Origin of the sequence: Citrobacter sp. 172116965 (genome assembly GCF_013458095.1) — a bacterium.
In the GTDB taxonomy this organism is placed as follows: Bacteria; Pseudomonadota; Gammaproteobacteria; order Enterobacterales; family Enterobacteriaceae; genus Citrobacter; species Citrobacter braakii.
In genome coordinates, this window is record NZ_CP046673.1 from 127,142 (window position 1) to 150,653 (window position 23,512).

Genomic DNA, 23,512 nt, shown 5'->3' on the forward strand with positions numbered 1-23,512 from the left:
AATATAACGACCCGACCCGCGAAGAACGGGTCGGTCGTTTTGCTACCTTCTGGAGTACGCAATGCCGTGTGAAGAACTGGATATCGTCTGGAAAAACATTAAAGCGGAAGCCCGGGCACTGGCGGAATGTGAGCCAATGCTGGCCAGTTTTTATCACGCAACGTTGCTCAAGCATGAAAACCTCGGCAGTGCGCTGAGCTATATGCTGGCGAATAAACTCGCTTCTCCGATCATGCCCGCCATTGCCATTCGCGAAGTCGTGGAAGAGGCCTACGCGGCCGATCCTGAAATGATTGCCTCTGCGGCCTGTGATATTCAGGCGGTACGCACGCGTGATCCGGCTGTCGATAAATATTCCACCCCACTTCTGTATCTGAAGGGCTTTCATGCGCTTCAGGCCTACCGTATCGGTCACTGGCTGTGGCATCAGGGGCGTCAGGCGCTGGCAATCTTCCTGCAAAATCAGGTGTCCGTTAGCTTCCAGGTAGACATTCACCCGGCGGCAAAAATTGGCCGTGGGATTATGCTCGATCACGCCACTGGTATTGTGGTCGGTGAAACTGCCGTGATTGAAAACGACGTCTCTATTTTGCAATCCGTCACGCTGGGCGGGACCGGTAAAGCTGGCGGTGACCGTCATCCGAAAATTCGTGAAGGCGTGATGATTGGCGCGGGAGCAAAAATTCTCGGCAACATTGAAGTCGGGCGCGGCGCGAAGATTGGCGCAGGTTCCGTCGTTTTACAGCCGGTACCCCCGCATACCACTGCAGCAGGCGTTCCGGCACGCATCGTCGGCAAGCCTGACAGCGATAAGCCGTCCATGGATATGGATCAGCATTTCAACGGGATACATCATACTTTTGAGTATGGAGATGGTATCTGATTTCGAGCTATCTTACCTGGCAGATTAAACCTGGGCTGTGCTCGTCATCCTCACGGACTGCGTGTACGCTCCGGTGACTGCGCGCAGTCCGTGTTCAATCTGTCTGCGCCGATAACGCTCGAAATGAATTTCATCAAATTAATGTAGGTCGGATCAGGCGCTAGCCGCCATCCAACAATCATCAGCTACGCAGTACCGCGCCCGGATACCCTAGCTGGCGCCAGGCCTCATACACCACCACCGACACCGCATTTGACAGGTTCATGCTGCGACTGTCTGGCATCATCGGAATACGAATTTTTTGTTCGGCCGGCAGCGCGTCAAGGATGCTGGCTGGCAGACCGCGTGTTTCCGGACCAAACATCAGATAATCCCCGTCCTGATAGCATACCGCGCTATGCGCTGGCGTACCTTTGGTGGTCAGAGCAAACAGGCGCTGCGGATGTTCTGCGGCGACGAAGGCGGCGTAATCAGGGTGGCGTAGCACGGCGGTAAATTCATGGTAATCCAGCCCCGCGCGACGCAGGCGCTTGTCGTCCCAGGTAAAGCCCATTGGCTCTATAATATGCAGACGAAAGCCGGTGTTGGCGCAAAGACGGATAATATTGCCGGTATTTGGCGGGATTTCTGGTTCGAATAAAACGATGTTAAGCATACTGCCCCCTTGATAACGGGGGGCAGAATAGCAGAAAGAGCGGGTACTATGCGACGGTCAGCGCGTGCGGTTTATAGCGCTGCAGCTTGTAAATTGTCGCGGCAGCAGCGACCAGGGCCGGAAGGCTGAGGAACATTAAGATACTGTCTGCCTGCCATTGCAGGGAAAGCAACTGGGCGCTCATCATCGTTCCGGCTACGCCGCCGAAGCGGCCCACGCCCTGCATCCAGGCAATGCCCGTCGCACGGCAGTGGGTTGGATAAAACGTGGCGGCCAGCGTCTGCAGCCCGGACTGCGCGCCGTTCATGGTAATCCCCATCAGGAAGATCAATGCGCCGAACAAGATGATGTGGTTATGTTCAAACCCGAGAGCGAGGGCAAACAGCATCGTCAGAATGAAGCCGAGTGAGACCACTTTATGGGCTTCCCAGCGGTCCATTAACCAACCGGCCAGCAGGATCCCCGCCGTACCGCCAAAGGTAAACAGCGATGTCAGCCAGGCGGATTCGGCCAGCGGATAGCCCATTCCCAGCATCAGCGTTGGCATCCAGCTCAGCAGCACGTAATAGATAACCAGCCCCATAAAGTAGGTCATCCAGAGCATCAGCGTACCCGGCAGCCAGGGCATACTAAATAACTGTGCCACGCTGCTTTTTTTGACCGTGAAGCGGTCTTCATCCAGATAAAACTGGGTAACCTGTTCCAGACTTCCCGACATAAAGCGTTGAGCAATGCGTTTAATCTGTGCAACCCCTTTACCGCGGTGAACCAGATACTTAACCGACTCCGGCAGGAACAGCACCAACAGTACGGTGAGGACCAGTGGGGCGATCGCACCAGCAAGCAGAACACTGTGCCAGCCGTAGTTGGGGATCAGCCAGGAGGAGATCACGCCGCCGCCCGCAGCCCCTAACGGAAAGCCACAGTACATGGTGTTAATCGCCATTGAACGACAGCGTTTCGGGGCGAATTCTGACACCAGGGTGATGGCATTGGGCATTGCCGCGCCAAGCCCAAGCCCGGTGAGAAAGCGCCAAAACGTGAGCATATTCAGCGTCTGGGCATAGGCGGTTCCCAGACTGGCGAGGCCAAAGAACAGACAGGAAAAGACCAGGACGCGCTTACGACCCATACGATCGGAAATCGGTCCGGCCAGCAGGGCACCAAATGAGAGGCCCAATAGCGCGGCGCTTAACACCGGTCCAAGATCTTGTTTCTTGATGCCCCAGTCGGCTGAAAGCGTGGGGGCAATATAGCCCATCGCCGCCGTATCGAAGCCGTCAATGGCTAAAACCAGAAAACCCAGGACAATAATGACCCAGTGGAAGCGCGAAAAAGCACTGTCATCTATCGCCTGCTGGATATTCACTTTTCCGGAATAAGCCATGTCACCCTCGCCCGTTATGATGGTTGTTATATGTATAAAATGCTGTTGTATTAGCTTGTCTATACATTTGGCAGGTGGATAAAAAGTTGTCAAATATATTGGTTGTAAATGTTAACTAGTCGTTATTTTCGGATAAAAAATGGTCGGGCTGAAAACAGACCGACCATTCAGAAAATGGGGTTTACGGGGAGGTTGTTACGCTGCGCTACCCTGGACCAGAGGTGCCAGCGCGGCAGGCAGGCTCTTACCCAGTTCCTGTACCAGCGAATCACGGCTGATTTCGCTAATCGACTTCGCACCGGTCAGGGTCATCGCCACCTTCATCTCTTTCTCGATCAGGTTCAGCAGATTCGCCACACCGGCCTGGCCGTGGGTCGCCAGCGCGTACAGATAAGCACGCCCCAGCAGTACACTATCCGCGCCCAGCGCTATCATGCGTACAACGTCCAGACCATTGCGGATCCCGCTATCAGCCAGAATGGTAATATCGCCTTTCACCGCATCGGCAATGGCGGGCAGCGCACGAGCTGAAGACAGCACGCCATCTAACTGACGGCCACCGTGGTTAGAGACAACGATGCCATCTGCGCCAAAGCGTACGGCGTCGCGGGCATCTTCAGGATCGAGGATCCCTTTGATCACCATCGGACCATCCCAGAATTCGCGGATCCACTCGAGGTCTTTCCAGGAAATCGACGGATCGAAGTTATTCGCCAGCCAGCCGATGTAATCTTCAAGGCCGGTGGGTTTGCCCAGATAAGTCGAAATATTGCCTAAATCATGCGGGCGACCGTTCAGACCAACGTCCCATGCCCACTGTGGATGAGTGACTGCTTGCCAGTAGCGGCGCAGTGCCGCATTTGGGCCGCTCATACCGGAATGGGCGTCACGGTAGCGTGCGCCAGGCGTTGGCATATCGACGGTAAAGACCAGCGTGGAGCAACCCGCCGCTTTGGCGCGCTCCAGCGCGTTACGCATAAAACCGCGATCGCGCAGAACATACAGCTGGAACCACATCGGACGCTTGATGGCCTGGGCGACTTCTTCAATCGGACATACGGACACTGTGGAAAGCGTAAACGGAATGCCTTTGGCATCAGCGGCGGCGGCGGCCTGAACCTCGCCCCGGCGTGCGTACATGCCGCACAAACCAACAGGCGCGAGGGCTACCGGCATGGAGAGTGTTTCGTTGAACAGCTTTGTTTCCAGGCTCAGGTCAGACATATTCTTCAGTACGCGCTGGCGCAGCGCCACCTCTGACAGGTCTGCCACGTTACGGCGCAAGGTGTGCTCGGCATACGCCCCGCCGTCAATATAGTGGAACAAGAAGGGGGGCAGGATGCGCTGGGCTGCGGCGCGATAGTCGCTGGCTGCTGAAATAATCATGTGTTGTTCTCCCTGCTATTCTCACCAGGATCACCGGGCAGGCGAGTAATACGCGCCTGCCGGGCCTGATCTTCATCAAATCGTTTAATTGTGGTGTGGACAAAACTGAGGTGCGCCATCATGGCCTTACGCGCCCCGTCGGCATCCCCGGCAACAATGGCGTCCAGCACGGCCTGATGCTGCGCCGTCAGTTGAGAAAATACCGGCGGTACCAGGTACATACGTTGGCGGCTCTGTTTTACCGAAGACTGCAGGACGTCGAAGAAACCGCGCATGGTCTGCAACAGCACCACGTTGTGCGAGGCTTCCGCAATGGCGAGATGAAAACGAACGTCAGCCTGCGAGGCGAGATCCGGATCTTCGCTTTGCGTGGCCTCGAAACAGAGCCTGATTTTCTCTTTATCCGCGGCGGTGGCCCGCATGGCAGCGTGCCAGGCGGTACTGGCTTCGATGGCGTGGCGGGCCTCCAGAATATCGAAACTGTAATCAGGATCGTCCGCCAGCAGGGTTTTCAGCGGCTGAACGATGTTTTGTTCAGACCAGGCCTCATGCTGCCAGCGGATAAACGTCCCGCCGCCACGACGGCTAATCAGTACGCCTTCACTGACCAGCTTTGCTAACGCCTCGCGCAGCGAGTTACGCGATACGCCGAGCTGTACAGCCAGTTGGCGCTCAGCGGGCAACTTCATGCCCGCCTCCAGCTGTTGTTCTTCAATCAGCGCCCGCACACGAGATGCGACTTCGTCTGACAGGCGTCTGGGCATCACTATCATGGAATCATCCAGGTTAAGACATAGGCCTGCAGCGTGGTAATCACACCCACCATGCAGGTGAAAATCAGGCTGTGTTTCACGGTAAAGCGGAACAGGTCAGACTCTTTCCCCACTAATCCCACTGCCGCACAGGCGATAGCGATAGATTGCGGCGAGATCATCTTGCCGGTCACGCCGCCGGTGGTATTTGCCGCAACCATCAGCACATCCGAAACGCCGATTTGCTGAGCAGCCGTAGCCTGCAGGGCGGCAAACAGTGCGTTTGATGAGGTGTCGGACCCGGTCAGAAATACCCCCAGCCAGCCGAGGAACGGTGAGAAGAAGGTAAACGCGCTGCCGGTGTGTGCCAGGGCCAACGCCAGGGTTGATGAAAGCCCGGAGTAGTTTGAGATAAACGCGAATGCCAGCACCATTCCGATGGAGTAAATAGGTAACGCCAGATCTTTCAGCGTGCTGCCAAAAGTCTGCAGCGCTGCGGACGGCTTCATCTTCAACCAGACGATAGACAGCAGGGCGGCAAACAAAATCGCGGTACCGGTTGCGGAGAACCAGTCAAATTTATACACCGCCGCGTAGGCTGTGGCTTCATGTACGACCGGCGGCATACGGGCAACCAGCTTATCGAGGTACGGAACCGGAATATTGACCACCCAGTGGTACATCGCGCCGCCTGGCGCAAACAGCGCTTTAAACGGCGGTACGCTCCACAGCGTGACGGTGGCGGTCAGGAACAGGAACGGAGACCAGGCGCGGACCACCTGTCCAGCGGTATAGTGGGTGCGAGCCAGCGTCTGATCGACCTGTGAAGCGCCCATATCGCCAAAGCGGAAGATGCGTACCGGCTGCCAGCGTTTCAGGAACAGCGTCAGGCAGACCAGCGAAACCAGAGACGAGATAATGTCTGGCAGTTCTGGCCCGATAAAGTTAGAGCTGAGGTACTGCGCGATAGCAAACGAGCCGCCAGCGACCATCACCGCAGGCCAGGTCTCTTTTACGCCGCGCCAGCCATCCATAATCGCCATAATCCAGAACAACACGATAATGGTCAGGAACGGTAACTGACGGCCCACCATCTGACCAATCTCGAAGCTATCCAGCCCGGTAACCTGACCGGCAACCAGAATCGGAATGCCCATTGCGCCAAAAGCGACCGGAGCGGTGTTTACGATCAGACACAAACCTGCCGCGTACAGAGGATTAAAGCCCAGACCAACCAGCAGTGCGGCGGTAATCGCTACCGGAGCGCCAAATCCTGCCGCCCCTTCGAGGAATGCCCCAAAGGAGAAACCGACAATCAGCATTTGCAGACGTTGGTCCGGGGTAATCGAGAGTATTGAGGAGCGGATGATGTCGAACTGCCCGGTTTTCACCGAGATTTTATAGACGAATACCGCGGCGATAATGATCCAGGCAATTGGCCACAGACCATAGAAGAAGCCGTACACCACGGAAGCCAGAGCGTGATCGACCGGCATTTTGTAAAACAGCAGGGCGACCGTCAGAGCGATCACCACCGTCCATGACGCCGCAACATAGCCTTTCAGCTTGAGCTTAATCAGGGCGAAGAAAAAGAACAGGATAGGGAGCGATGCGATCAGACTGGAAAGCCAGATGTTACCGGCCGGGTCGTAGTTCTGTTGCCAGAGATTCATTGCAGGTCTCCTGGGGGCCGCCGACATAATGGAATGAGTCTGTGCTCATCTCCTGGTCACATTATGTGTAAAAGTGGCCCTGCCAATATTGTTGTGTAGGGGTAATGACAATGAATGGTTAATCAAATGTTATTTATTGGCAACGGTATTGTACGCACATTTTAATGAAATGTGAGGTGCTGGTAGGATCTGGCTGAAATTGGTAGGGCCAATTGCGAGGGGAAGGGAAGGACCGGGCAAGCGAATGTTGCCCGGTGGGAGATCAGAACTCGCTCTTCGCGAAGCCCGTCATCTCTTTCAGGCCCATTTCACGGCCAAGCTCGGTCATCGGGTGAACGACGATCAGGCCGCGCACGCTCTTCTTCAGCTTGCCCATGTCGGCCTGTTCTTTTTTGGTGATAGCACGACGGAAAGGAAGTTTCGCCAGCTTTTGCGCTTCTTTGCTCAGCTTCTGGCCGTGGACGTCACGCAAACGCGCGATCTCGGTTTCCAGCGTTTCTTTCTCTTGCTCCAGCTCGGCATATTTGTCGGCGGCTTCAACCAGGGACAGGTCTGCCTGCTGGTGGCGGATAGCGTCCAGACGATCGCTCAGGCGTTTAATTTCGTTTTTTTCGACTTCTTTCATAGGATAGCTTCTGATAAAAATAGGATGAATATCCTATAGTATGCGCGCAGAGCGGGATTATTCACAACTAATCGAAGATAAATAATCAAATGTTGCAAGTATTATTCAGCTAATGAAAATACTACTATTTTGATTAATAAGGAATTTTAAGTGATAAGGTCGGCCGTGGTGCTTTTTATTGACGGGTTCATAGTGAAGCACGTTTTCCTCAATATAATCGCCCAACCGATCCTAAACTTAAATGAGCAACCGCGCAGGCTGAGCGCGGTTAATACATGGAGGAGGGAAGATTATGGCGAAAATAGGTGAGAACGTTTCGGCCCTTATTGATAAGACGGTCGATTTTATGGCTTCAAGCCAGGCTTTTCGCGAATATCTGAATAAAACACCACCGCGCAACGTTGTCCCTACTGAAATACCGCAGGAGAATGCGCAGCTGTATCTGCAACGTCTGGCGTATTATCGGCAGCTGTATCGACCGCAGCAGGAAGAGAAGTAAGCCTGCAGGGTCTTATTTTTGAAAGGCTTTTTTTAAGCTGATTTTAGAAATCAGCTCGGTCAGGGAAAGTACCATCGTGGAGCGTACCATCTGCTGGTAGCGCTGAATCTGCATTGCGTGCAAACCTGAGTCTGAGGTATCAAACTGCGGTGGCGGCGGGAGTGCCGTCACGCAGTGGAGTTCGCCAAACGGGCCAAGAATTTCGTCGTCGGTGAACGCGTATTCATTACCGTCATGGTTTAACTCTTCCCGCAGCGCCATCAGAAGCTCCGCATCTTCATACTCCGGCCGGCTGAGTACGCCCAGACCGTAAATTAGCTTCAGACGAACGGAAAGATCGCCCAGCGGACCGTCGCCGTCGAGCAGGGGTTCTACGGCATATTTTACCGCATAGTCATCTTTGCGAAATACCTGAAGCACAAGGATATTCACCGCTTCGGTGAGCAGTTCTACGGCGGTGATGAGGAAGCTGCGTACGGTTTTGCCAGCATTCAGACGCTCAAGCACACGATTTTCAAAGGCCTGCGTTTGTTCCATTATTGCCTGCATATCTGACAATCTGTCATTTGGGCGCAGGCTGACCTGCGCCACATTCTCTATCATTTGGTTGCGTTATATGCGTTAACCGCCTCCGCCACCACATCACTGTTGGCATCCAGACCGGAAACCTGCGCCAGCGCGGCCTGTGGACCTTTTTCGTCAATCAGCGCGGCCAGTTCCTGGGCCTGCGGATCTTCTTCACTGCGATAGTGCATCGCTGCAGCAATACCGGTGACCAGATTCGCGTGCGGCAGGGCATACTCCAGCGTGCCCAGCAGCGGTTTAATCAGACGATCGCCCGCGCTCAGTTTACGCAGCGGCTGACGACCCACGCGCTCAACGTCATCTTTCAGATACGGGTTTTCAAAGCGACCGAGGATTTTCTGAATATATGCCGCATGTTTTGCTGCATCAAAGCCATAGCGTTTGATCAGTACCGCGCCGCTCTCTTCCATCGCACCTTTTACCACTGCACGGATTTTCTCGTCGAGAATCGCGTCCCGGATGGTCTGATGACCGGTCAATTTTCCGAGGTACGCGGTTATAGCATGCCCGGTGTTCAGCGTGAAGAGTTTACGTTCGACAAATGCCATCAGGTTATCAGTTAATTCCATTCCCGGGATGTCAGGCAGTTCGCCTTTGAACTGTGTTTTGTCGACAATCCACTCACTGAAGGTTTCGACGGTGACTTCCAGCGGATCGTTGGTCGCAGAAGCCGAAGGGGGAACAATGCGGTCCACGGCGGAATCGACGAAGCCAACATGTTCTTCAACCCAGGATTTGTCTTCATCTGCCAGCGCGTTCATAACGTGGCCTTTCAACTGGGTGGTTCCGCGCACCATGTTTTCACAGGCGATAATATTCAGCGGAGTGGCGATGCCCTGCGCCTTGCGTTTAACCAGCCCTTTGGCGATGGCCGGAGCGATACGCTCAAGCACGACCGGGCCGACGGCGGTAGTGACTAAATCTACCTGGGCAATCAGGTCGACAACATCATCGCCGATGCTGCTTACGGCGTTGACGCCGGAAACGGTATCAACCTGCTCGTTTTCACCCACCACATGAACCTGATAGCTATGACGGGCATTCAGGGCATCGAGCACGACCTGGTTTACATCCGCGAACGTCAGTTGTATCCCCGCGTCCGCCAGCAGTTTGCCGATAAAGCCACGACCGATATTACCTGCGCCAAAATGTAATGCTTTCATAGTATTAACCTTCATTAATGTTTTTACCCAAGAGGGCTGGGGTGAGGCGTTTCCCTCAACCTAACCCTCTCCACAAGGGAGAGGATATCGCCTTCATATTTCGAACTGCAGATGCGTTGGATCTCCTCGCTCACCCCAGTCACGTACTTATGTACGCTCCTGGGGATTCGCTGCGTTGCCGCCTTTCTGCAGCTCGAACTATTTTGGAGATACTTAATGGTTAAGCTTTTTTACCAGCCAGCAGTTCCAGAACTTCATCCACGCTGGTGGTATGGGCCAGACGTTCGATCACGGATTCGTCATCCAGAGCGTTGGTCAGGCTGGTGATCACCTGGATATGTTCATTGTTACGTGCGGCGATACCAATGACCAGGCGGGCAATGTCGTCTTCTTCTTCACCGAAGCGCACGCCTTCCGGGTACTGGCAGAACACCACGCCGGTTTTCAGCACGCGGTCTTTGGCTTCAACCGTACCGTGCGGCACTGCGATGGACTCACCGAGGTAAGTCGGGGTTAGTTTTTCGCGGTCCAGCATCGCCTCGACGTATTCTGGCTCAACGTAGCCGCCTTTCACCAGTTGCTCACCGGCAAAGCGAATCGCTTCTTCTTTGTTAGTGGCTTTACGGCCGAGGAAGATATTCTCCGCACCCAGTTTGAACAGGTGGGTATCACCCTCTTCAAAGCTGTCTTTCAGGTGATCGCGGACTTTCTCTTCGTTCACGTTGTGGCGCTGTGCAGCAACCAGACGTTCGGTCAGGCTGGCGTACAGGCCGCTGTCGAGGAAGTTGGTCAGCGAAATGTGTTGCGCCTGAGGCACCTGGCGCATCGCACGTTCGGTCAGGTCACGGTGGGTAATGACCAGATCGACATCCGGCGGCAGATTGTTAATCGCGCTGTTGGTGACGGAAATCTGAGACAGACCGGCATCCTGCACTTTCTTGCGCAGTACGCCCGCCCCCATGGCGCTGGAGCCCATACCCGCATCGCAGGCAACGATGATTTTACGCACATGGCTCAGGTCGTTAGTCACGTCGCCAGCCGCCAGCGGAGATGCACCTTTGGATTCCGCTTTCATGTCGTGCATACGACGAGTAGCGGCATCAATGTCATCATCTTCTTTCACTTTGCTGGTTTTCAGCAGAATGGCTGAGACGACAAAGGAGACAGCCATTGCGGCACAGATAGCAGCGATGTTCGCGAAGTAAGCACCCTTCGGCGTCATTGCCAGTACGGCCAGGATAGAACCCGGAGAAGCCGGAGAAACCAGGCCGCCGTTCAGGATAGTCAGGGTAAATACGCCAGTCATACCGCCGAGGATAACGGCCAGGATCAGACGCGGGTTCATCAGCACGTACGGGAAGTAAATTTCGTGGATACCACCCAGGAAGTGGATGATAGCCGCGCCGCCTGCAGACTGCTTAGCGCTGCCGCGACCGAAGAACATGTATGCCAGCAGAACGCCCATACCCGGACCCGGGTTAGCTTCAATCAGGAAGAAGATGGATTTGCCCATCTCGTGGGACTGCTGAATACCCAGCGGTGAGAAAATACCGTGGTTGATGGCGTTGTTGAGGAACAGGATTTTCGCCGGTTCAACGAAGATAGACGCCAGCGGCAGCATGTCATGGACAACCATGAAGTTAACGCCTGCCGCCAGGATTTTGGACAGTGCTTCAACCAATGGGCCAATGCCAAGGAATGCCAGAATGGCGAGGATCATCCCGATGATGCCTGCGGAGAAGTTATTCACCAGCATCTCAAAACCGGACTTGATCTTACCGTCTACCCAGTTGTCGAAATGTTTGATAGCCCAGCCGCCCAGCGGACCTGCGATCATCGCGCCGAGGAACATTGGCATATCGGCACCGACGATAACGCCCATGGTGGTGATAGCACCCACCACGCCGCCACGCTCGCCGCCAACCAGCTTACCACCGGTATAACCGATCAGAAGCGGCAGCAGATAGGTGATCATTGGGCCGACAAGCTTCGCCAGCGTTTCGTTCGGCAACCACCCTGTCGGAATGAATAATGCGGTGATAATACCCCACGCGATAAACGCGCCGATATTTGGCATCACCATGTTACTGAGGAATCGACCAAAGCTTTGCACTTTGATCTTAATATCGGATGACATAAAAACACCCCTTCTTATGTTTGCTGTCGCGCAGGCTAAAAGCCCGAGGTTTGTTAATGTAGCGGCAGGAGGTAGCCGGACCCTGTAGATACTGCGAAATCTGGCACTGAATCGTTCAACTGTCCAGTCGATGGCTTTTTATGTGACGTTTGTCACGTAAATATAGGGTGTATGGCGTTAGTTAATGTGATTTTCATCACAAAATATCGGTACAAAAAAACATCACAGGTCAAGAATTGGCTAAAAATGGGCGTTAAGTGTGAAGTTGTTCACGTTTTTGCTTTGGCTGTTTGTTGGGTATTTGTGATCTACTTCGCAATAAATATTTGTCTGGATTTCTCCTGGTGTGATCTGGCGCGGATTCTGTTTCATCACCTATTTCTTGCAACTACCCCGCAAGCCATCAACCTGAAAATATATACCCTGGTGGTATGGCGGAAATGGCTAACTGCAATTATGTTCAAATTACCAGCCATGACTCCTTTCGGCTGCCTGCAATTGAAAGCTCTGATTAGCGTGAATACGAGGCGGGTATGTTTCTAAACTATTTCGCATTAGGTGTGCTGATCTTCGTTTTTCTGGTTCTGTTTTACGGAATCATCGCCATCCATGATATTCCCTATAACATGGCTAAGAAGCGCAACCATCCCCATGCCGATGCCATCCATACGGCGGGTTGGGTGAGCTTATTTACGCTGCATGTTATTTGGCCCTTCCTGTGGATCTGGGCCACGCTCTATCAGCCAGAACGAGGCTGGGGAATGCAGTCACACATCACGCCGTCCGGGAAGGAACCTGACCCTGAAATTGCCGCGCTGGCCGCGCGCATCACCCAGTTGGAAAATAGACTGGATGGGGAGAAAAAAAACGATAACTCCACCTTTCCGGAGATTTGATCATGGACTTGTTGATTGTCCTGACCTATGTGGCATTCGCCTGGGCCATTTTTAAAATATTCCGTATTCCGGTAAATCAATGGACGCTTGCTACCGCCGCATTAGGTGGGGTGTTTATTGTGGCGGGACTGATTTTATTAATGAACTATAACCACCCGTATACCTTTACGGCGCAAAAGGCGGTTATTTCAATTCCTGTTACCCCACAGGTCACCGGAATTGTTAGTGAAGTGACAGATAAAAATAATCAGCTGATTAAAAAAGGCGAGGTGTTATTTAAACTCGATCCCGTTCGTTATCAGGCGCGGGTCGACAGGCTACAGGCCGACCTGGTGACCGCTACGCACAACATCGACAATATGAAAGCGCAGCTGTCTGAAGCCGTAGCCAATACCACCCGCGTTTCCGCTGAACGAGATCGCCTGTATAAAGATTATCAACGCTATTTGAAGGGTAGTCAGGCGAAGGTTAATCCATTCTCTGAAAGCGACATCGACAATGCCCGGCAAAACTATCTGGCGCAGGATGCGCTGGTCAAAGGCTCCGTTGCTGAACAGACGCAGATTCAGAGCCAGTTAGACAGTATGGTCAATGGAGAGCAATCTCAGGTTGCGTCTCTGCGCGCCCAGCTCGCTGAAGCCAAATACAATCTTGAGCAGACTATCGTACGTGCGCCCAGCAACGGTTATGTAACACAGGTGCTTATCCGGCCCGGGACCTATGCCGCCGCGCTGCCTCTGCGCCCGGTGATGGTATTTATTCCGGAACAAAAACGGCAAATCGTGGCGCAATTCCGCCAGAATTCGTTGCTGCGCCTTAAACCGGGTGATGAAGCGGAAGTGGTCTTCAACGCGCTGCCAGGCCAGGTATTCTCCGGCAAGCTCACCAGCATTCTGCCGGTTGTTCCGGGCGGTTCTTATCAGGCGCAGGGAGCATTACAGTCCTTAACGGTGGTGCCGGGTACCGATGGCGTGCTGGCCACGATTGAGCTGGCTCCCAATGCCGATGTGGATGCGCTGCCGGACGGTATCTATGCCCAGGTGGCGGTCTATTCCGACCATTTCGCTCACGTTTCAGTGATGCGAAAAGTGCTGCTGCGCATGACCAGTTGGATGCATTACCTTTATTTGGATCATTGAGACCGTCATCACCTGCCATTTGCACTGACCTGAGCCATACTGATATTTTTGTTGGCAAAAAGGACCCGGCATGAAACTCATTGGCAGCTATACCAGCCCTTTTGTGCGTAAAATTTCTATTCTGTTACTGGAAAAGGGCATCACTTTCGAATTTGTGAATGAACTCCCCTATAACGCAGATAGCGGCGTGGCACGCTATAACCCGTTAGGAAAAGTGCCCGCGTTGGTTACCGATGAGGGCGAGTACTGGTTTGACTCTCCGATCATCGCGGAATACATAGAACTGCTGGATATTGCGCCAGCGATGCTGCCGCGTGAACCACTGGCGGCGCTGAAGGTACGCCAGTTGGAAGCGCTGGCCGATGGCATTATGGATGCCGGTTTAGTCTCGGTACGCGAACAGGCTCGCCCCGTCGCACAGCAGTCAGAAACCGAACTGTTACGCCAGCGAGAAAAGATTACCCGTAGTCTGGATATGCTGGAAGGTTATCTGGCGGAGGGTACGCTGAAAACGGATACGGTTAACCTGGCAACCATTGCGATTGCCTGTGCCGTCGGTTATCTCAATTTCCGTCGGGTTGCGCCAGGCTGGTGTGTTGATCGCCCGCGTCTGGTCAAACTGGTGGAAACGCTCTTTCAACGCGAAAGTTTTGCCCGTACGGAACCGCCAAAGGCTTGATACACATTATACTCGCCTAAGCAAAGTCACGGTACAATCCTTCCTATATCGATATCCCTCTCCACGGTGGAGAGGGCCACCAACAGCCAGGCCCTTTCATGACAACCGACATGCGTTCACTCTACAGCCAGCTTCCTGCGATCGATCGTTTATTGCGCGATAGCGCCTTCCCAGCTTTACGTGAGTCTCACGGTCATACCCGGGTGGTTGACCTGCTGCGTCACATGCTCGACGAAGCCAGAGAAGCTATTCGCGACACGCACGCGCTCCCGGCATGGTGTGAGGACTGGGCGCAAGAGGCCTGCGCCCGGCTGGAACGAGAATCGCAAAGTGCGCTGCGTCCGGTGATTAACCTGACCGGAACGGTGCTGCATACCAATCTTGGTCGCGCATCGCAGGCCGAAGAAGCGATCGAGGCGGTGGTGCAGGCGATGCGCACGCCGGTGACGCTGGAATACAGCCTGGATGATGCCGGGCGTGGACATCGGGATCGGGCCCTGGCGGATTTACTCTGCCGTCTGACGGGGGCGGAAGACGCCTGTATCGTCAATAACAATGCGGCAGCGGTTTTGCTGATGCTGGCGGCCACAGCTAACGGCAAAGAGGTGGTCGTTTCACGCGGAGAACTGGTAGAAATTGGCGGCGCGTTTCGTATTCCTGACGTGATGTGTCAGGCCGGATGTATTCTGCGCGAAGTGGGTACCACCAACCGGACCCACACGAAAGATTATCGTCAGGCGGTAAATGAAAATACCGGTCTGCTGATGAAAGTACATACCAGTAATTACAGCATCGAAGGCTTTACGAAGTCGGTGGATGAGGCAGAGCTGGCCACTATTGGCAAGGAGCTGGATATTCCGGTAGTGGCGGATCTCGGCAGCGGCTCGCTGGTCGATCTCAGCCAGTATGGATTACCGCAGGAGCCGATGCCGCAACAGCTGATTGCCGCTGGCGTCAGCCTGGTGAGCTTCTCTGGCGATAAATTACTGGGAGGGCCGCAGGCAGGGATTATTGTCGGTAAAAAAGAGATGATCGCGCGCTTACAGAGCCATCCGCTGAAACGTGCATTACGGGCTGATAAAATGACGCTGGCTGCGCTGGAAGCGACGCTGCGGCTCTACCTGCACCCGGAAGCGCTGGCAGCGAAGTTGCCGACGTTACGCCAGCTCACCCGCTCGCAGGAGGCTGTCCAAGCGCAGGCACAACAATTACAGGCACGGCTTGCTGATCATTACGGCGACGAATTCGCCCTGAACGTTATGCCTTGTTTATCGCAGATAGGCAGCGGTTCGCTACCTGTTGATAGGCTGCCCAGCGCGGCATTAACCTTTACTCCACATGACGGGCGCGGTAGCCGCCTCGAAGCACTGGCCGCCCGTTGGCGTGCGCTGCCTGTGCCGATCATTGGGCGAATTTATGATGGTCGCTTATGGCTGGATCTGCGCTGCCTTGAGGACGAGACCCGGTTTATGGAGATGATGCTGAAATGATTATTGCAACCGCCGGACACGTTGACCACGGAAAAACAACGTTATTACAGGCGATTACCGGCGTGAATGCCGACCGTTTGCCGGAAGAAAAAAAGCGCGGCATGACCATCGATCTCGGTTATGCCTACTGGCCGCAGCCGGACGGAAGGATTCTGGGATTTATCGATGTTCCCGGACACGAAAAGTTTTTGTCCAACATGCTGGCGGGTGTCGGCGGGATCGACCATGCGCTGCTGGTGGTGGCGTGTGATGACGGCGTGATGGCGCAAACGCGTGAGCATTTGCAAATTCTGCAACTGACGGGCAATCCGCAGATCACCGTGGCGCTCACGAAAGCCGATCGCGTGGATGACGATCGCATCAACGCGGTACGTACTGAGGTGCATACTGCGCTTGAGAACTATGGATTCGCCGATGCGGTTCTGTTCGTGACGGCTGCCAGTGAAGGTCGTGGAATCGAAGAACTGCGCGATCATTTACAGCAATTAACGTCGCGCGAGCATGCCCGCGATTGCAGCTTTCGCCTGGCGATTGACCGTGCCTTTACGGTCAAAGGCGCGGGTCTGGTGGTGACCGGGACGGCGCTTAGCGGTGAGGTGACTGTTGGTGACACGCTGTGGCTCACGGGCGTCAACAAACCGATGCGCGTACGTAGCTTGCATGCGCAAAATCAGGCCACCGATCGCGCGCAGGCGGGGCAACGTATTGCGCTGAATATTGCCGGTGATGCACAAAAAGAAGAGCTTAACCGCGGCGACTGGCTGCTGTCCGATGCACCGCCAGAGGCGTTTACCCGCGTGATTGTCTCTTTAGAGCATGCCGCGCCGCTGATGCAGTGGCAACCGCTGCATATTCACCACGCGGCCAGCCATGTCACCGGGAGAATCTCGCTGCTTGAAGGGACGCTGGCGGAACTGGTGTTTGATACACCGCTCTGGCTCGCCGATAACGACCGTCTGGTGCTACGCGATATTTCGGCCCGCACGACGCTGGCTGGCGCGCGCGTGGTAACGCTCAATCCGCCGCGTCGCGGGAAGCGTAAGCCGGAATATTTGCAGTGGCTAGCAGCGCTGGAGAAGGTACAGAGTGACGGCGAAGCTCTGGCGCTACATCTGACGCGCGGGGCGGTGAATATTCCTGACTTCGCCTGGGCGCGTCAGCTCAACGGCAACGGTATGCGTCCGTTGATTGAGCTGCATGGCTTTATTCAGGCGGGATACAGTCTGTTGAATGCTGCCGTTGCAGCGCGCTGGCAGCGGAAAGTCCTTGATACGCTGGCGACGTACCACGAGCAGCACCGTGATGAACCAGGACCTGGGCGAGAACGCCTGCGCCGTATGGCTTTGCCGATGGAAGACGAAGCGTTGGTCCTGCTGCTGATTGAAAAGATGCGTGAGAGCGGTGCCATCCATAGCCATCATGGCTGGCTGCATTTGCCGGATCATAAGGCCGGTTTCAGCGAAGAGCAGCAGGCTATCTGGCAAAAAGCAGAACCGCTTTTTGGCGATGAGCCGTGGTGGGTGCGCGATTTGGCAAAACAGACGGGCACAGATGAGCAGATGATGCGTGTGGCGTTACGACAAGCAGCGCAGCAAGGCATCATCACCGCGATCGTCAAAGATCGCTATTACCGTAACGATCGTATTGTGGCCTTTGCCAATATGATCCGTGAACTGGATCAGGAGAAAGGATCGACCTGCGCTGCCGATTTCCGCGACAGGCTTAACGTTGGACGTAAATTGGCTATCCAGATTCTGGAATATTTTGACCGCATTGGTTTTACGCGTCGCCGGGGAAATGATCATTTATTACGCGATGCTTTGCTGTTTCCCGAAAAATAATGAAACAATTAATTCAGGAATTAAATGAATTAATACAAAATAGATATTGATTGAAATAAGCACATTAGATTATGAACCTAATGTGCTTTTTAATTGTGGGTGTTATTAAAATAACAACCACGATCATATTTTGTTGGATATTTCACTCGTATGCTTCCTGACTCTTTAGAGTAATTAAGGATCGTACAATGGCTGCTTCAACATTTTTTATTCCTTCCGTGAATGTAATCGGCGCTGATTCATTAAAAGACGCAATGAATACAATGGCGGAATATGGTTTTCGTCGTACGCTGATTGTCACGGATGCCATGCTGACAAAATTAGGTATGGCTGGCGAGATTCAAAAAGCATTACAGGAACGTGATATTTTCAGCGTCATTTTCGACGGTACGCATCCTAATCCCACGACCAGTAACGTCGCTGCTGGCCTGCATATACTGAAAGAAAACGAATGTGATAGCGTTATTTCCCTCGGCGGCGGTTCTCCGCACGATTGTGCGAAGGGCATTGCGCTGGTGGCGGCTAACGGCGGCGATATTCGCGATTACGAAGGTGTGGACCGTTCTGCAAAACCACAACTGCCGATGATCGCCATTAACACCACCGCGGGCACGGCATCTGAGATGACCCGTTTCTGCATCATTACCGATGAAGTACGTCACATTAAAATGGCGATTGTGGATAAGCACGTTACGCCGCTGCTGTCCGTTAATGACTCCTCGCTGATGGTCGGCATGCCGAAGTCCCTGACAGCGGCAACCGGTATGGATGCGCTGACCCACGCCATTGAAGCCTACGTTTCTATTGCTGCAACGCCGATTACCGATGCGTGCGCGTTGAAAGCGGTCACCATGATTGCGGAAAACCTGCCGGTCGCCGTTGCAGATGGCAGCAATGCTCAGGCGCGCGAAGCCATGGCTTACGCGCAGTTCCTCGCGGGCATGGCCTTTAACAACGCTTCTCTTGGTTATGTGCACGCAATGGCGCACCAGTTGGGCGGCTTCTACGATCTGCCGCACGGTGTATGTAACGCAGTGCTGCTGCCGCATGTGCAGGTCTTCAATAGCAAAGTGGCTGCCGCTCGCCTGCGTGATTGCGCTGAGGCAATGGGCGTGGATGTTGCTGGCTTGAGCGCAGAGCAAGGGGCGGAAGCCTGCATCGCGGCGATCCGCGAACTGGCGCAGAAAGTGAATATCCCGGCCGGTCTGCGTGAGTTGAACGTGAAGGAAGAGGATATTGCCGTACTGGCGACCAATGCTCTGAAAGATGCCTGCGGTTTCACTAACCCGATTCAGGCGACTCATGAAGAAATCATGGCGATTTATCGCGCTGCTATGTAATTCGTGATACCTGTCGTAAAGCAGTAAATGGCTGGCGAATAATTCGCCAGCCCCGTCTACCCTTGTAGTACCCCTACAGCAAGGAGATGGTCATGACCAATAACCCCCCTTCAACGCGTATTTATCCCGGCGAGTATGGTTACCCTCTGAAGTTAAAAGCCCGATACGATAACTTTATCGGCGGTGACTGGGTTGCCCCGGTGGACGGCGAGTATTACCAAAACCTGACGCCGGTAACCGGGCAATTACTGTGCGAAGTGGCCTCTTCCGGCAAAAAGGATATCGATCTGGCACTGGATGCCGCGCACAAAGTAAAAGACAAGTGGGCACAGACATCCGTGCAGGACAGGGCAGCGATACTGTTCAAAATCGCCGATCGTATGGAGCAAAACCTGGAACTGCTGGCGACGGCAGAAACCTGGGATAACGGTAAGCCCATCCGCGAAACCAGCGCGGCAGATGTTCCGCTGGCGATTGACCATTTCCGCTATTTCGCTTCCTGTATTCGTGCGCAGGAAGGGGGAATAAGCGAGGTTGATAGCGAGACCGTGGCTTATCACTTCCATGAACCTCTTGGCGTGGTAGGGCAAATTATCCCGTGGAACTTCCCGCTGCTGATGGCCAGCTGGAAGATGGCGCCCGCGCTGGCGGCGGGTAACTGCGTCGTGCTTAAACCCGCGCGCCTCACGCCGCTGTCCGTGCTGTTGCTGATGGAAGTCATCGGCGATCTGCTCCCGCCGGGCGTGGTGAACGTGGTAAACGGTGCGGGTGGGGAAATCGGTGAGTATCTGGCGACGTCTAAACGCATTGCGAAAGTGGCGTTTACCGGCTCAACGGAAGTTGGGCAGCAGATCATGCAATACGCCACGCAGAACATTATTCCCGTCACGCTGGAGCTGGGTGGGAAATCGCCCAATATCTTCTTCGCTGATGTGATGGATGAAGAGGATGCGTTTTTTGACAAAGCGCTGGAAGGTTTCGCGCTGTTTGCCTTCAATCAGGGTGAAGTGTGTACCTGTCCGAGCCGTGCATTAGTACAGGAATCTATTTACGAACGTTTTATGGAAAGAGCTATTCGCCGGGTGGAGAGTATTCGCAGCGGCAACCCGTTAGACAGCGTGACGCAAATGGGTGCGCAGGTGTCGCATGGTCAACTGGAAACCATTTTGAATTACATCGATATTGGTAAGAAAGAAGGGGCTGATGTTCTCACCGGCGGGCGGCGCAAGCAACTGGATGGCGACTTAAAAGAAGGTTATTACCTCGAACCAACCATTCTGTTTGGCAAGAACAACATGCGGGTTTTCCAGGAAGAGATCTTCGGGCCCGTGCTGGCCGTCACGACCTTTAAAACCATGGAAGAGGCGCTGGAAATCGCCAATGACACCCAATATGGGCTTGGCGCTGGTGTCTGGAGCCGTAACGGAAATCTGGCGTACAAGATGGGCCGTGGGATTCAGGCGGGGCGTGTTTGGACCAACTGTTACCATGCTTACCCGGCCCATGCGGCATTCGGTGGCTATAAGCAGTCGGGTATCGGGCGCGAGACGCATAAGATGATGCTCGAGCATTATCAGCAAACCAAATGTCTGCTGGTGAGCTACTCAGATAAACCGCTGGGACTATTTTAATTTCTCATCACTTATTGCCCGGTTTTGCGCCGGGCATATCTTTATTCTGCAGTTATATATAAACCCATATATCGTTATATAAATAAGACGATTGCATCCAATCTGGTCATTCCACTACTATTATCAACTCTATTGTGTAAATCAAATTACAGCTGAGTTTTCAATTTAAATCCCTGAGGCAAATATGTTCCTTAATTATTTTGCATTAGGAGTGCTTATTTTTGTATTCCTGGTCATTTTTTACGGGATTATTATTCTGCATGATATTCCCTATCTCATTGCAAAGAAACGTAACCATCCTCATGCTGACGCAATACATGTCGCGGGCTGGGTGAGTTTGTTTACCTTACATGTCATTTGGCCCTTTTTATGGATCTGGGCAACGCTTTATCGCCCGGAACGCGGGTGGGGTATGCAAAGCGCGGATTCTTCCCTGATCCAGTTGCAGGCCAGGGTTGCCGATCTGGAAAAGAAACTGGGTGAGGCGAAGACCTCTCCGGCGGAGTAATATCGATGGATTTATTGATCGTTCTGACCTATGTGGCGTGCGCATGGTCAATATTTAAGATTTTTAAAATTCCTGCCAATAAATGGACAGTACCCACTGCAGCATTGGGCGGTATATTCATTGTTTGCGGGCTTATATTACTGATGAATTATAACCATCCGTATACATTTAAGGCGCAAAAGGCAGTAATTTCTATTCCCGTAGTACCGCAGGTCACGGGGGTCGTGACGGAAGTGACGGATAAGAAGAATACGCTGATCAAAAAAGGTGAGGTACTGTTTAAACTTAATCCGGGACGTTATCAGGCACGAGTTGATCGCCTGAAAGCTGATATTGTCACTGCACAACATAAAGAGCAGGTGCTGGTGGCGCAGTTAGACGAAATGCAAGCCAACACGCAGCGGGCAAAGGCTACGCGTGACAAGCTAGCTAAAGATTACCAGCGTTATGCGCAGGGGAGTCAGGCGAAGGTCAATCCTTTTTCTGAACGCGATATCGATGCGGCGCGGCAAAACTATCTGGCGCAGGAAGCAGCGGTGAAATCCTCCGTTGCGGAACAACAGCAAATCCAGAGTCAGTTAGACAGCCTGGTGCAGGGTGAGAATTCGCAAATTGCCAGCCTGAAAGCGCAGTTAGCCGAAGCGGAGTTCAACCTGGACCAGACAGTGGTTCGCGCGCCCAGCGATGGTTACGTTACGCAGGTGTTGATGCGACCGGGAACCTATGCCGCCGCGCTGCCTATGCGTCCGGTGATGGTGTTTATCCCTGATCAAAAACGGCAAATTATCGCCCAGTTCCGGCAAAACTCGTTGCTGCGATTGGAGCCAGGCGATGAAGCTGAAGTGGTGTTTAACGCCCTGCCGGGTAAGGTTTTCAGCGGCAAACTGGCTGCCATCAGTCCGGCCGTACCGGGGGGAACATATCAGTCGAATGGGGCGCTGCAATCCTTAAATTCTACGCCCGGATCGGAGGGGGTGATCGCCACGATTGAGCTGAATGATAATGTGGATGTGAACGCTCTGCCTGATGGGATTTATGCGCAGGTCGCGGTTTATTCTGATCACTTCACCCATGTGTCAGTGATGCGTAAGGTTCTGCTGCGTATGACCAGTTGGGTGCATTATCTGTATCTCGATCACTAGGCGCAGGCTATTTTGCTTACCATTTTGAACCTGGTACCCTAATTCGCTTACTCAGGTTGCTGTTCCAGCGCCTGAGTAAGTTGCTGGCGGATCTCTGCCAACATCTCATCAAGAATAAACTGTACCCGCCATGGCTGATATTCACGTTTGCGGAAAATCACCACCAAATCCAGCCACCATTCATGTTGTTCTGAGAAACATGGAACCAGCGACCCGGATTCAACATCTTTTTGCACACTCGCATTTGGCGCAAAAACAATGCCCAGATGGTTACGTGCCAGCGCCAGTGCAGATTGTGTATTGTCGCAGACATAATTTCCGGTTACCCGATAATCGTGCATCTCCTTGCCTCCGGCAGAAGTGAAACGCCAGATATTAGCCTCATCTATCATCATGGAATCAATCAGGATACAGGAATGTTCTTCCAGTTCATCAGGGCTACTAATAGGATGTGCTTTGATATACTCAGGGCTGGCAAAAGCCGTCACCGCATATTTGGTAATGAAACTGGCAACCAGAGATTCATCTTTAGGATGGGCATAGGTGATTAAAATATCACAATCTTCAGGGAAGTCGACACCTTCAAAAAATGCCTTTCGTTCCAGGTTACATGTTTTAAGTGAGAGGCTAATTCCACCGATATCCTGAATTTTTGCGATCACATGTTGCGATAAATAAGCAATTATGCCCGTCGGTGCATATACGGTTACCCGGCCACGTTTTTCGTGCTTATAATCAGCAATGAAATTATTGAGCTGATCGTTTCTGTCCAACATGTCATTGATGTAAGGAAGCAGCGCTGTACCAAACGGTGTGAGGGTGAGCTGTCGAGTGGTGCGATCAAATACCTTTAGTCCAACTTTGGATTCAAAATCAGCAAGGTACTTACTAACGTTGGCTTGTGCGATGCCGAGAACCGTAGCGGCATGACTGATGTTTTCACTGGCAGCAATTACCGAAATAATCTTCAGTTCCCGGTGTTTGAGTTGTAATTTGTTCATCGCCAAACCCAATATATATATGTTTGTATATATTACTATATAAATATGAATCTTGCACCGATGAAATTGTAAGCATTATTATGCACGCGTTTTGTATCTT

Annotated in this window: 21 protein-coding genes; 11 read left to right on the top strand and 10 right to left on the bottom strand. The window is 53.2% G+C overall.

Annotated features, from left to right (window positions below; all coding sequences use genetic code 11):
• Positions 1-61 precede the first annotated feature (61 nt).
• Positions 62-883, top strand: a complete 822-nt coding sequence (cysE, locus tag GPJ68_RS00615) for a serine O-acetyltransferase (RefSeq protein WP_016154965.1) — start codon at positions 62-64, stop codon at positions 881-883.
• A gap of 181 nt (positions 884-1,064) precedes the next feature.
• Here the strand turns inward: cysE and trmL are convergent, their stop codons facing one another.
• The 6 genes from trmL to GPJ68_RS00645 all read right to left on the bottom strand — a co-directional run bounded on the left by trmL (position 1,065) and on the right by GPJ68_RS00645 (position 7,361).
• On the bottom strand, positions 1,065-1,538 hold the full coding sequence (gene trmL / locus GPJ68_RS00620; protein ID WP_016157744.1) for a tRNA (uridine(34)/cytosine(34)/5-carboxymethylaminomethyluridine(34)-2'-O)-methyltransferase TrmL: 474 nt from the start codon (positions 1,536-1,538) through the stop codon (positions 1,065-1,067).
• 46 nt (positions 1,539-1,584) lie between these two features.
• A complete protein-coding gene (locus GPJ68_RS00625) occupies positions 1,585-2,925 on the bottom strand; it encodes an aromatic acid/H+ symport family MFS transporter (RefSeq protein WP_172860729.1) in 1,341 nt (446 codons plus the stop codon).
• 195 nt (positions 2,926-3,120) lie between these two features.
• On the bottom strand, positions 3,121-4,311 hold the full coding sequence (lldD, locus tag GPJ68_RS00630) for an FMN-dependent L-lactate dehydrogenase LldD (RefSeq protein WP_180837069.1): 1,191 nt from the start codon (positions 4,309-4,311) through the stop codon (positions 3,121-3,123).
• Complete coding sequence (gene lldR / locus GPJ68_RS00635; RefSeq protein ID WP_003024170.1) at positions 4,308-5,084, bottom strand: transcriptional regulator LldR; 777 nt, start codon at positions 5,082-5,084, stop codon at positions 4,308-4,310. The genes lldD and lldR overlap by 4 nt, the downstream gene beginning before the upstream one ends.
• Positions 5,081-6,736, bottom strand: a complete 1,656-nt coding sequence (gene lldP, locus GPJ68_RS00640; protein WP_016154960.1) for an L-lactate permease — start codon at positions 6,734-6,736, stop codon at positions 5,081-5,083. The genes lldR and lldP overlap by 4 nt, the downstream gene beginning before the upstream one ends.
• A 262-nt stretch (positions 6,737-6,998) precedes the next feature.
• Positions 6,999-7,361 (bottom strand): YibL family ribosome-associated protein, encoded by a 363-nt coding sequence (locus tag GPJ68_RS00645; protein ID WP_016154959.1) that lies wholly within the window; start codon positions 7,359-7,361, stop codon positions 6,999-7,001.
• Between the two features lie 292 nt (positions 7,362-7,653).
• Between GPJ68_RS00645 and GPJ68_RS00650 the strand changes: the two genes are divergently transcribed.
• On the top strand, positions 7,654-7,860 hold the full coding sequence (locus tag GPJ68_RS00650; RefSeq protein WP_016154958.1) for a hypothetical protein: 207 nt from the start codon (positions 7,654-7,656) through the stop codon (positions 7,858-7,860).
• Between the two features lie 12 nt (positions 7,861-7,872).
• Here the strand turns inward: GPJ68_RS00650 and mtlR are convergent, their stop codons facing one another.
• The 3 genes from mtlR to mtlA form a co-directional block, all read right to left on the bottom strand.
• Complete coding sequence (gene mtlR, locus GPJ68_RS00655) at positions 7,873-8,463, bottom strand: mannitol operon repressor MtlR (protein WP_005120486.1); 591 nt, start codon at positions 8,461-8,463, stop codon at positions 7,873-7,875.
• A complete protein-coding gene (gene mtlD / locus GPJ68_RS00660) occupies positions 8,460-9,608 on the bottom strand; it encodes a mannitol-1-phosphate 5-dehydrogenase (protein ID WP_104651741.1) in 1,149 nt (382 codons plus the stop codon). The genes mtlR and mtlD overlap by 4 nt, the downstream gene beginning before the upstream one ends.
• 220 nt (positions 9,609-9,828) lie before the next feature.
• On the bottom strand, positions 9,829-11,745 hold the full coding sequence (gene mtlA / locus GPJ68_RS00665) for a PTS mannitol transporter subunit IICBA (RefSeq protein WP_016154956.1): 1,917 nt from the start codon (positions 11,743-11,745) through the stop codon (positions 9,829-9,831).
• 533 nt (positions 11,746-12,278) lie between these two features.
• Between mtlA and GPJ68_RS00670 the strand changes: the two genes are divergently transcribed.
• From GPJ68_RS00670 to GPJ68_RS00710, 9 genes are all read left to right on the top strand, one after another.
• Positions 12,279-12,641, top strand: coding sequence for a DUF3302 domain-containing protein (locus tag GPJ68_RS00670; RefSeq protein WP_016154955.1), 363 nt, complete (start codon positions 12,279-12,281; stop codon positions 12,639-12,641).
• A gap of 2 nt (positions 12,642-12,643) precedes the next feature.
• Positions 12,644-13,780, top strand: a complete 1,137-nt coding sequence (locus GPJ68_RS00675; protein WP_016157740.1) for an HlyD family secretion protein — start codon at positions 12,644-12,646, stop codon at positions 13,778-13,780.
• A 70-nt stretch (positions 13,781-13,850) separates the two neighbouring features.
• On the top strand, positions 13,851-14,459 hold the full coding sequence (locus tag GPJ68_RS00680) for a glutathione S-transferase (RefSeq protein ID WP_101700432.1): 609 nt from the start codon (positions 13,851-13,853) through the stop codon (positions 14,457-14,459).
• 98 nt (positions 14,460-14,557) lie between these two features.
• Positions 14,558-15,949: an L-seryl-tRNA(Sec) selenium transferase gene (selA, locus tag GPJ68_RS00685; RefSeq protein ID WP_104651744.1), complete on the top strand. Its 1,392-nt coding sequence runs from the start codon at positions 14,558-14,560 to the stop codon at positions 15,947-15,949.
• On the top strand, positions 15,946-17,790 hold the full coding sequence (gene selB, locus GPJ68_RS00690; protein WP_016157738.1) for a selenocysteine-specific translation elongation factor: 1,845 nt from the start codon (positions 15,946-15,948) through the stop codon (positions 17,788-17,790). Before selA ends, selB begins: the two co-directional genes overlap by 4 nt.
• 188 nt (positions 17,791-17,978) lie before the next feature.
• Complete coding sequence (gene yiaY / locus GPJ68_RS00695) at positions 17,979-19,130, top strand: L-threonine dehydrogenase (RefSeq protein WP_016157737.1); 1,152 nt, start codon at positions 17,979-17,981, stop codon at positions 19,128-19,130.
• Between the two features lie 92 nt (positions 19,131-19,222).
• The gene (gene aldB, locus GPJ68_RS00700) at positions 19,223-20,761 is read left to right on the top strand and encodes an aldehyde dehydrogenase AldB (RefSeq protein ID WP_019078065.1); all 1,539 of its coding nucleotides are present in this window, start codon (positions 19,223-19,225) and stop codon (positions 20,759-20,761) included.
• 184 nt (positions 20,762-20,945) lie between these two features.
• Positions 20,946-21,269, top strand: coding sequence for a DUF3302 domain-containing protein (locus GPJ68_RS00705; protein ID WP_003024200.1), 324 nt, complete (start codon positions 20,946-20,948; stop codon positions 21,267-21,269).
• 5 nt (positions 21,270-21,274) lie between these two features.
• On the top strand, positions 21,275-22,411 hold the full coding sequence (locus tag GPJ68_RS00710) for an HlyD family secretion protein (RefSeq protein ID WP_016154946.1): 1,137 nt from the start codon (positions 21,275-21,277) through the stop codon (positions 22,409-22,411).
• 47 nt (positions 22,412-22,458) lie between these two features.
• On the opposite strand, the gene GPJ68_RS00715 is transcribed toward GPJ68_RS00710, so the two are convergent.
• The gene (locus GPJ68_RS00715) at positions 22,459-23,412 is read right to left on the bottom strand and encodes a LysR family transcriptional regulator (RefSeq protein WP_016157735.1); all 954 of its coding nucleotides are present in this window, start codon (positions 23,410-23,412) and stop codon (positions 22,459-22,461) included.
• Positions 23,413-23,512: the final 100 nt, after the last annotated feature.

Excerpts from the sequence above, each read along its gene's own strand:
- cysE (WP_016154965.1), top strand. The coding sequence starts at position 62 with ATGCCGTGTGAAGAACTGGATATCGTCTGGAAAAACATTAAAGCGGAA.
- trmL (WP_016157744.1), bottom strand. The coding sequence starts at position 1,538 with ATGCTTAACATCGTTTTATTCGAACCAGAAATCCCGCCAAATACCGGC.
- GPJ68_RS00625 (WP_172860729.1), bottom strand. The coding sequence starts at position 2,925 with ATGGCTTATTCCGGAAAAGTGAATATCCAGCAGGCGATAGATGACAGT.
- lldD (WP_180837069.1), bottom strand. The coding sequence starts at position 4,311 with ATGATTATTTCAGCAGCCAGCGACTATCGCGCCGCAGCCCAGCGCATC.
- lldR (WP_003024170.1), bottom strand. The coding sequence starts at position 5,084 with ATGATAGTGATGCCCAGACGCCTGTCAGACGAAGTCGCATCTCGTGTG.
- lldP (WP_016154960.1), bottom strand. The coding sequence starts at position 6,736 with ATGAATCTCTGGCAACAGAACTACGACCCGGCCGGTAACATCTGGCTT.
- GPJ68_RS00645 (WP_016154959.1), bottom strand. The coding sequence starts at position 7,361 with ATGAAAGAAGTCGAAAAAAACGAAATTAAACGCCTGAGCGATCGTCTG.
- GPJ68_RS00650 (WP_016154958.1), top strand. The coding sequence starts at position 7,654 with ATGGCGAAAATAGGTGAGAACGTTTCGGCCCTTATTGATAAGACGGTC.
- mtlR (WP_005120486.1), bottom strand. The coding sequence starts at position 8,463 with ATGATAGAGAATGTGGCGCAGGTCAGCCTGCGCCCAAATGACAGATTG.
- mtlD (WP_104651741.1), bottom strand. The coding sequence starts at position 9,608 with ATGAAAGCATTACATTTTGGCGCAGGTAATATCGGTCGTGGCTTTATC.
- mtlA (WP_016154956.1), bottom strand. The coding sequence starts at position 11,745 with ATGTCATCCGATATTAAGATCAAAGTGCAAAGCTTTGGTCGATTCCTC.
- GPJ68_RS00670 (WP_016154955.1), top strand. The coding sequence starts at position 12,279 with ATGTTTCTAAACTATTTCGCATTAGGTGTGCTGATCTTCGTTTTTCTG.
- GPJ68_RS00675 (WP_016157740.1), top strand. The coding sequence starts at position 12,644 with ATGGACTTGTTGATTGTCCTGACCTATGTGGCATTCGCCTGGGCCATT.
- GPJ68_RS00680 (WP_101700432.1), top strand. The coding sequence starts at position 13,851 with ATGAAACTCATTGGCAGCTATACCAGCCCTTTTGTGCGTAAAATTTCT.
- selA (WP_104651744.1), top strand. The coding sequence starts at position 14,558 with ATGACAACCGACATGCGTTCACTCTACAGCCAGCTTCCTGCGATCGAT.
- selB (WP_016157738.1), top strand. The coding sequence starts at position 15,946 with ATGATTATTGCAACCGCCGGACACGTTGACCACGGAAAAACAACGTTA.
- yiaY (WP_016157737.1), top strand. The coding sequence starts at position 17,979 with ATGGCTGCTTCAACATTTTTTATTCCTTCCGTGAATGTAATCGGCGCT.
- aldB (WP_019078065.1), top strand. The coding sequence starts at position 19,223 with ATGACCAATAACCCCCCTTCAACGCGTATTTATCCCGGCGAGTATGGT.
- GPJ68_RS00705 (WP_003024200.1), top strand. The coding sequence starts at position 20,946 with ATGTTCCTTAATTATTTTGCATTAGGAGTGCTTATTTTTGTATTCCTG.
- GPJ68_RS00710 (WP_016154946.1), top strand. The coding sequence starts at position 21,275 with ATGGATTTATTGATCGTTCTGACCTATGTGGCGTGCGCATGGTCAATA.
- GPJ68_RS00715 (WP_016157735.1), bottom strand. The coding sequence starts at position 23,412 with ATGAACAAATTACAACTCAAACACCGGGAACTGAAGATTATTTCGGTA.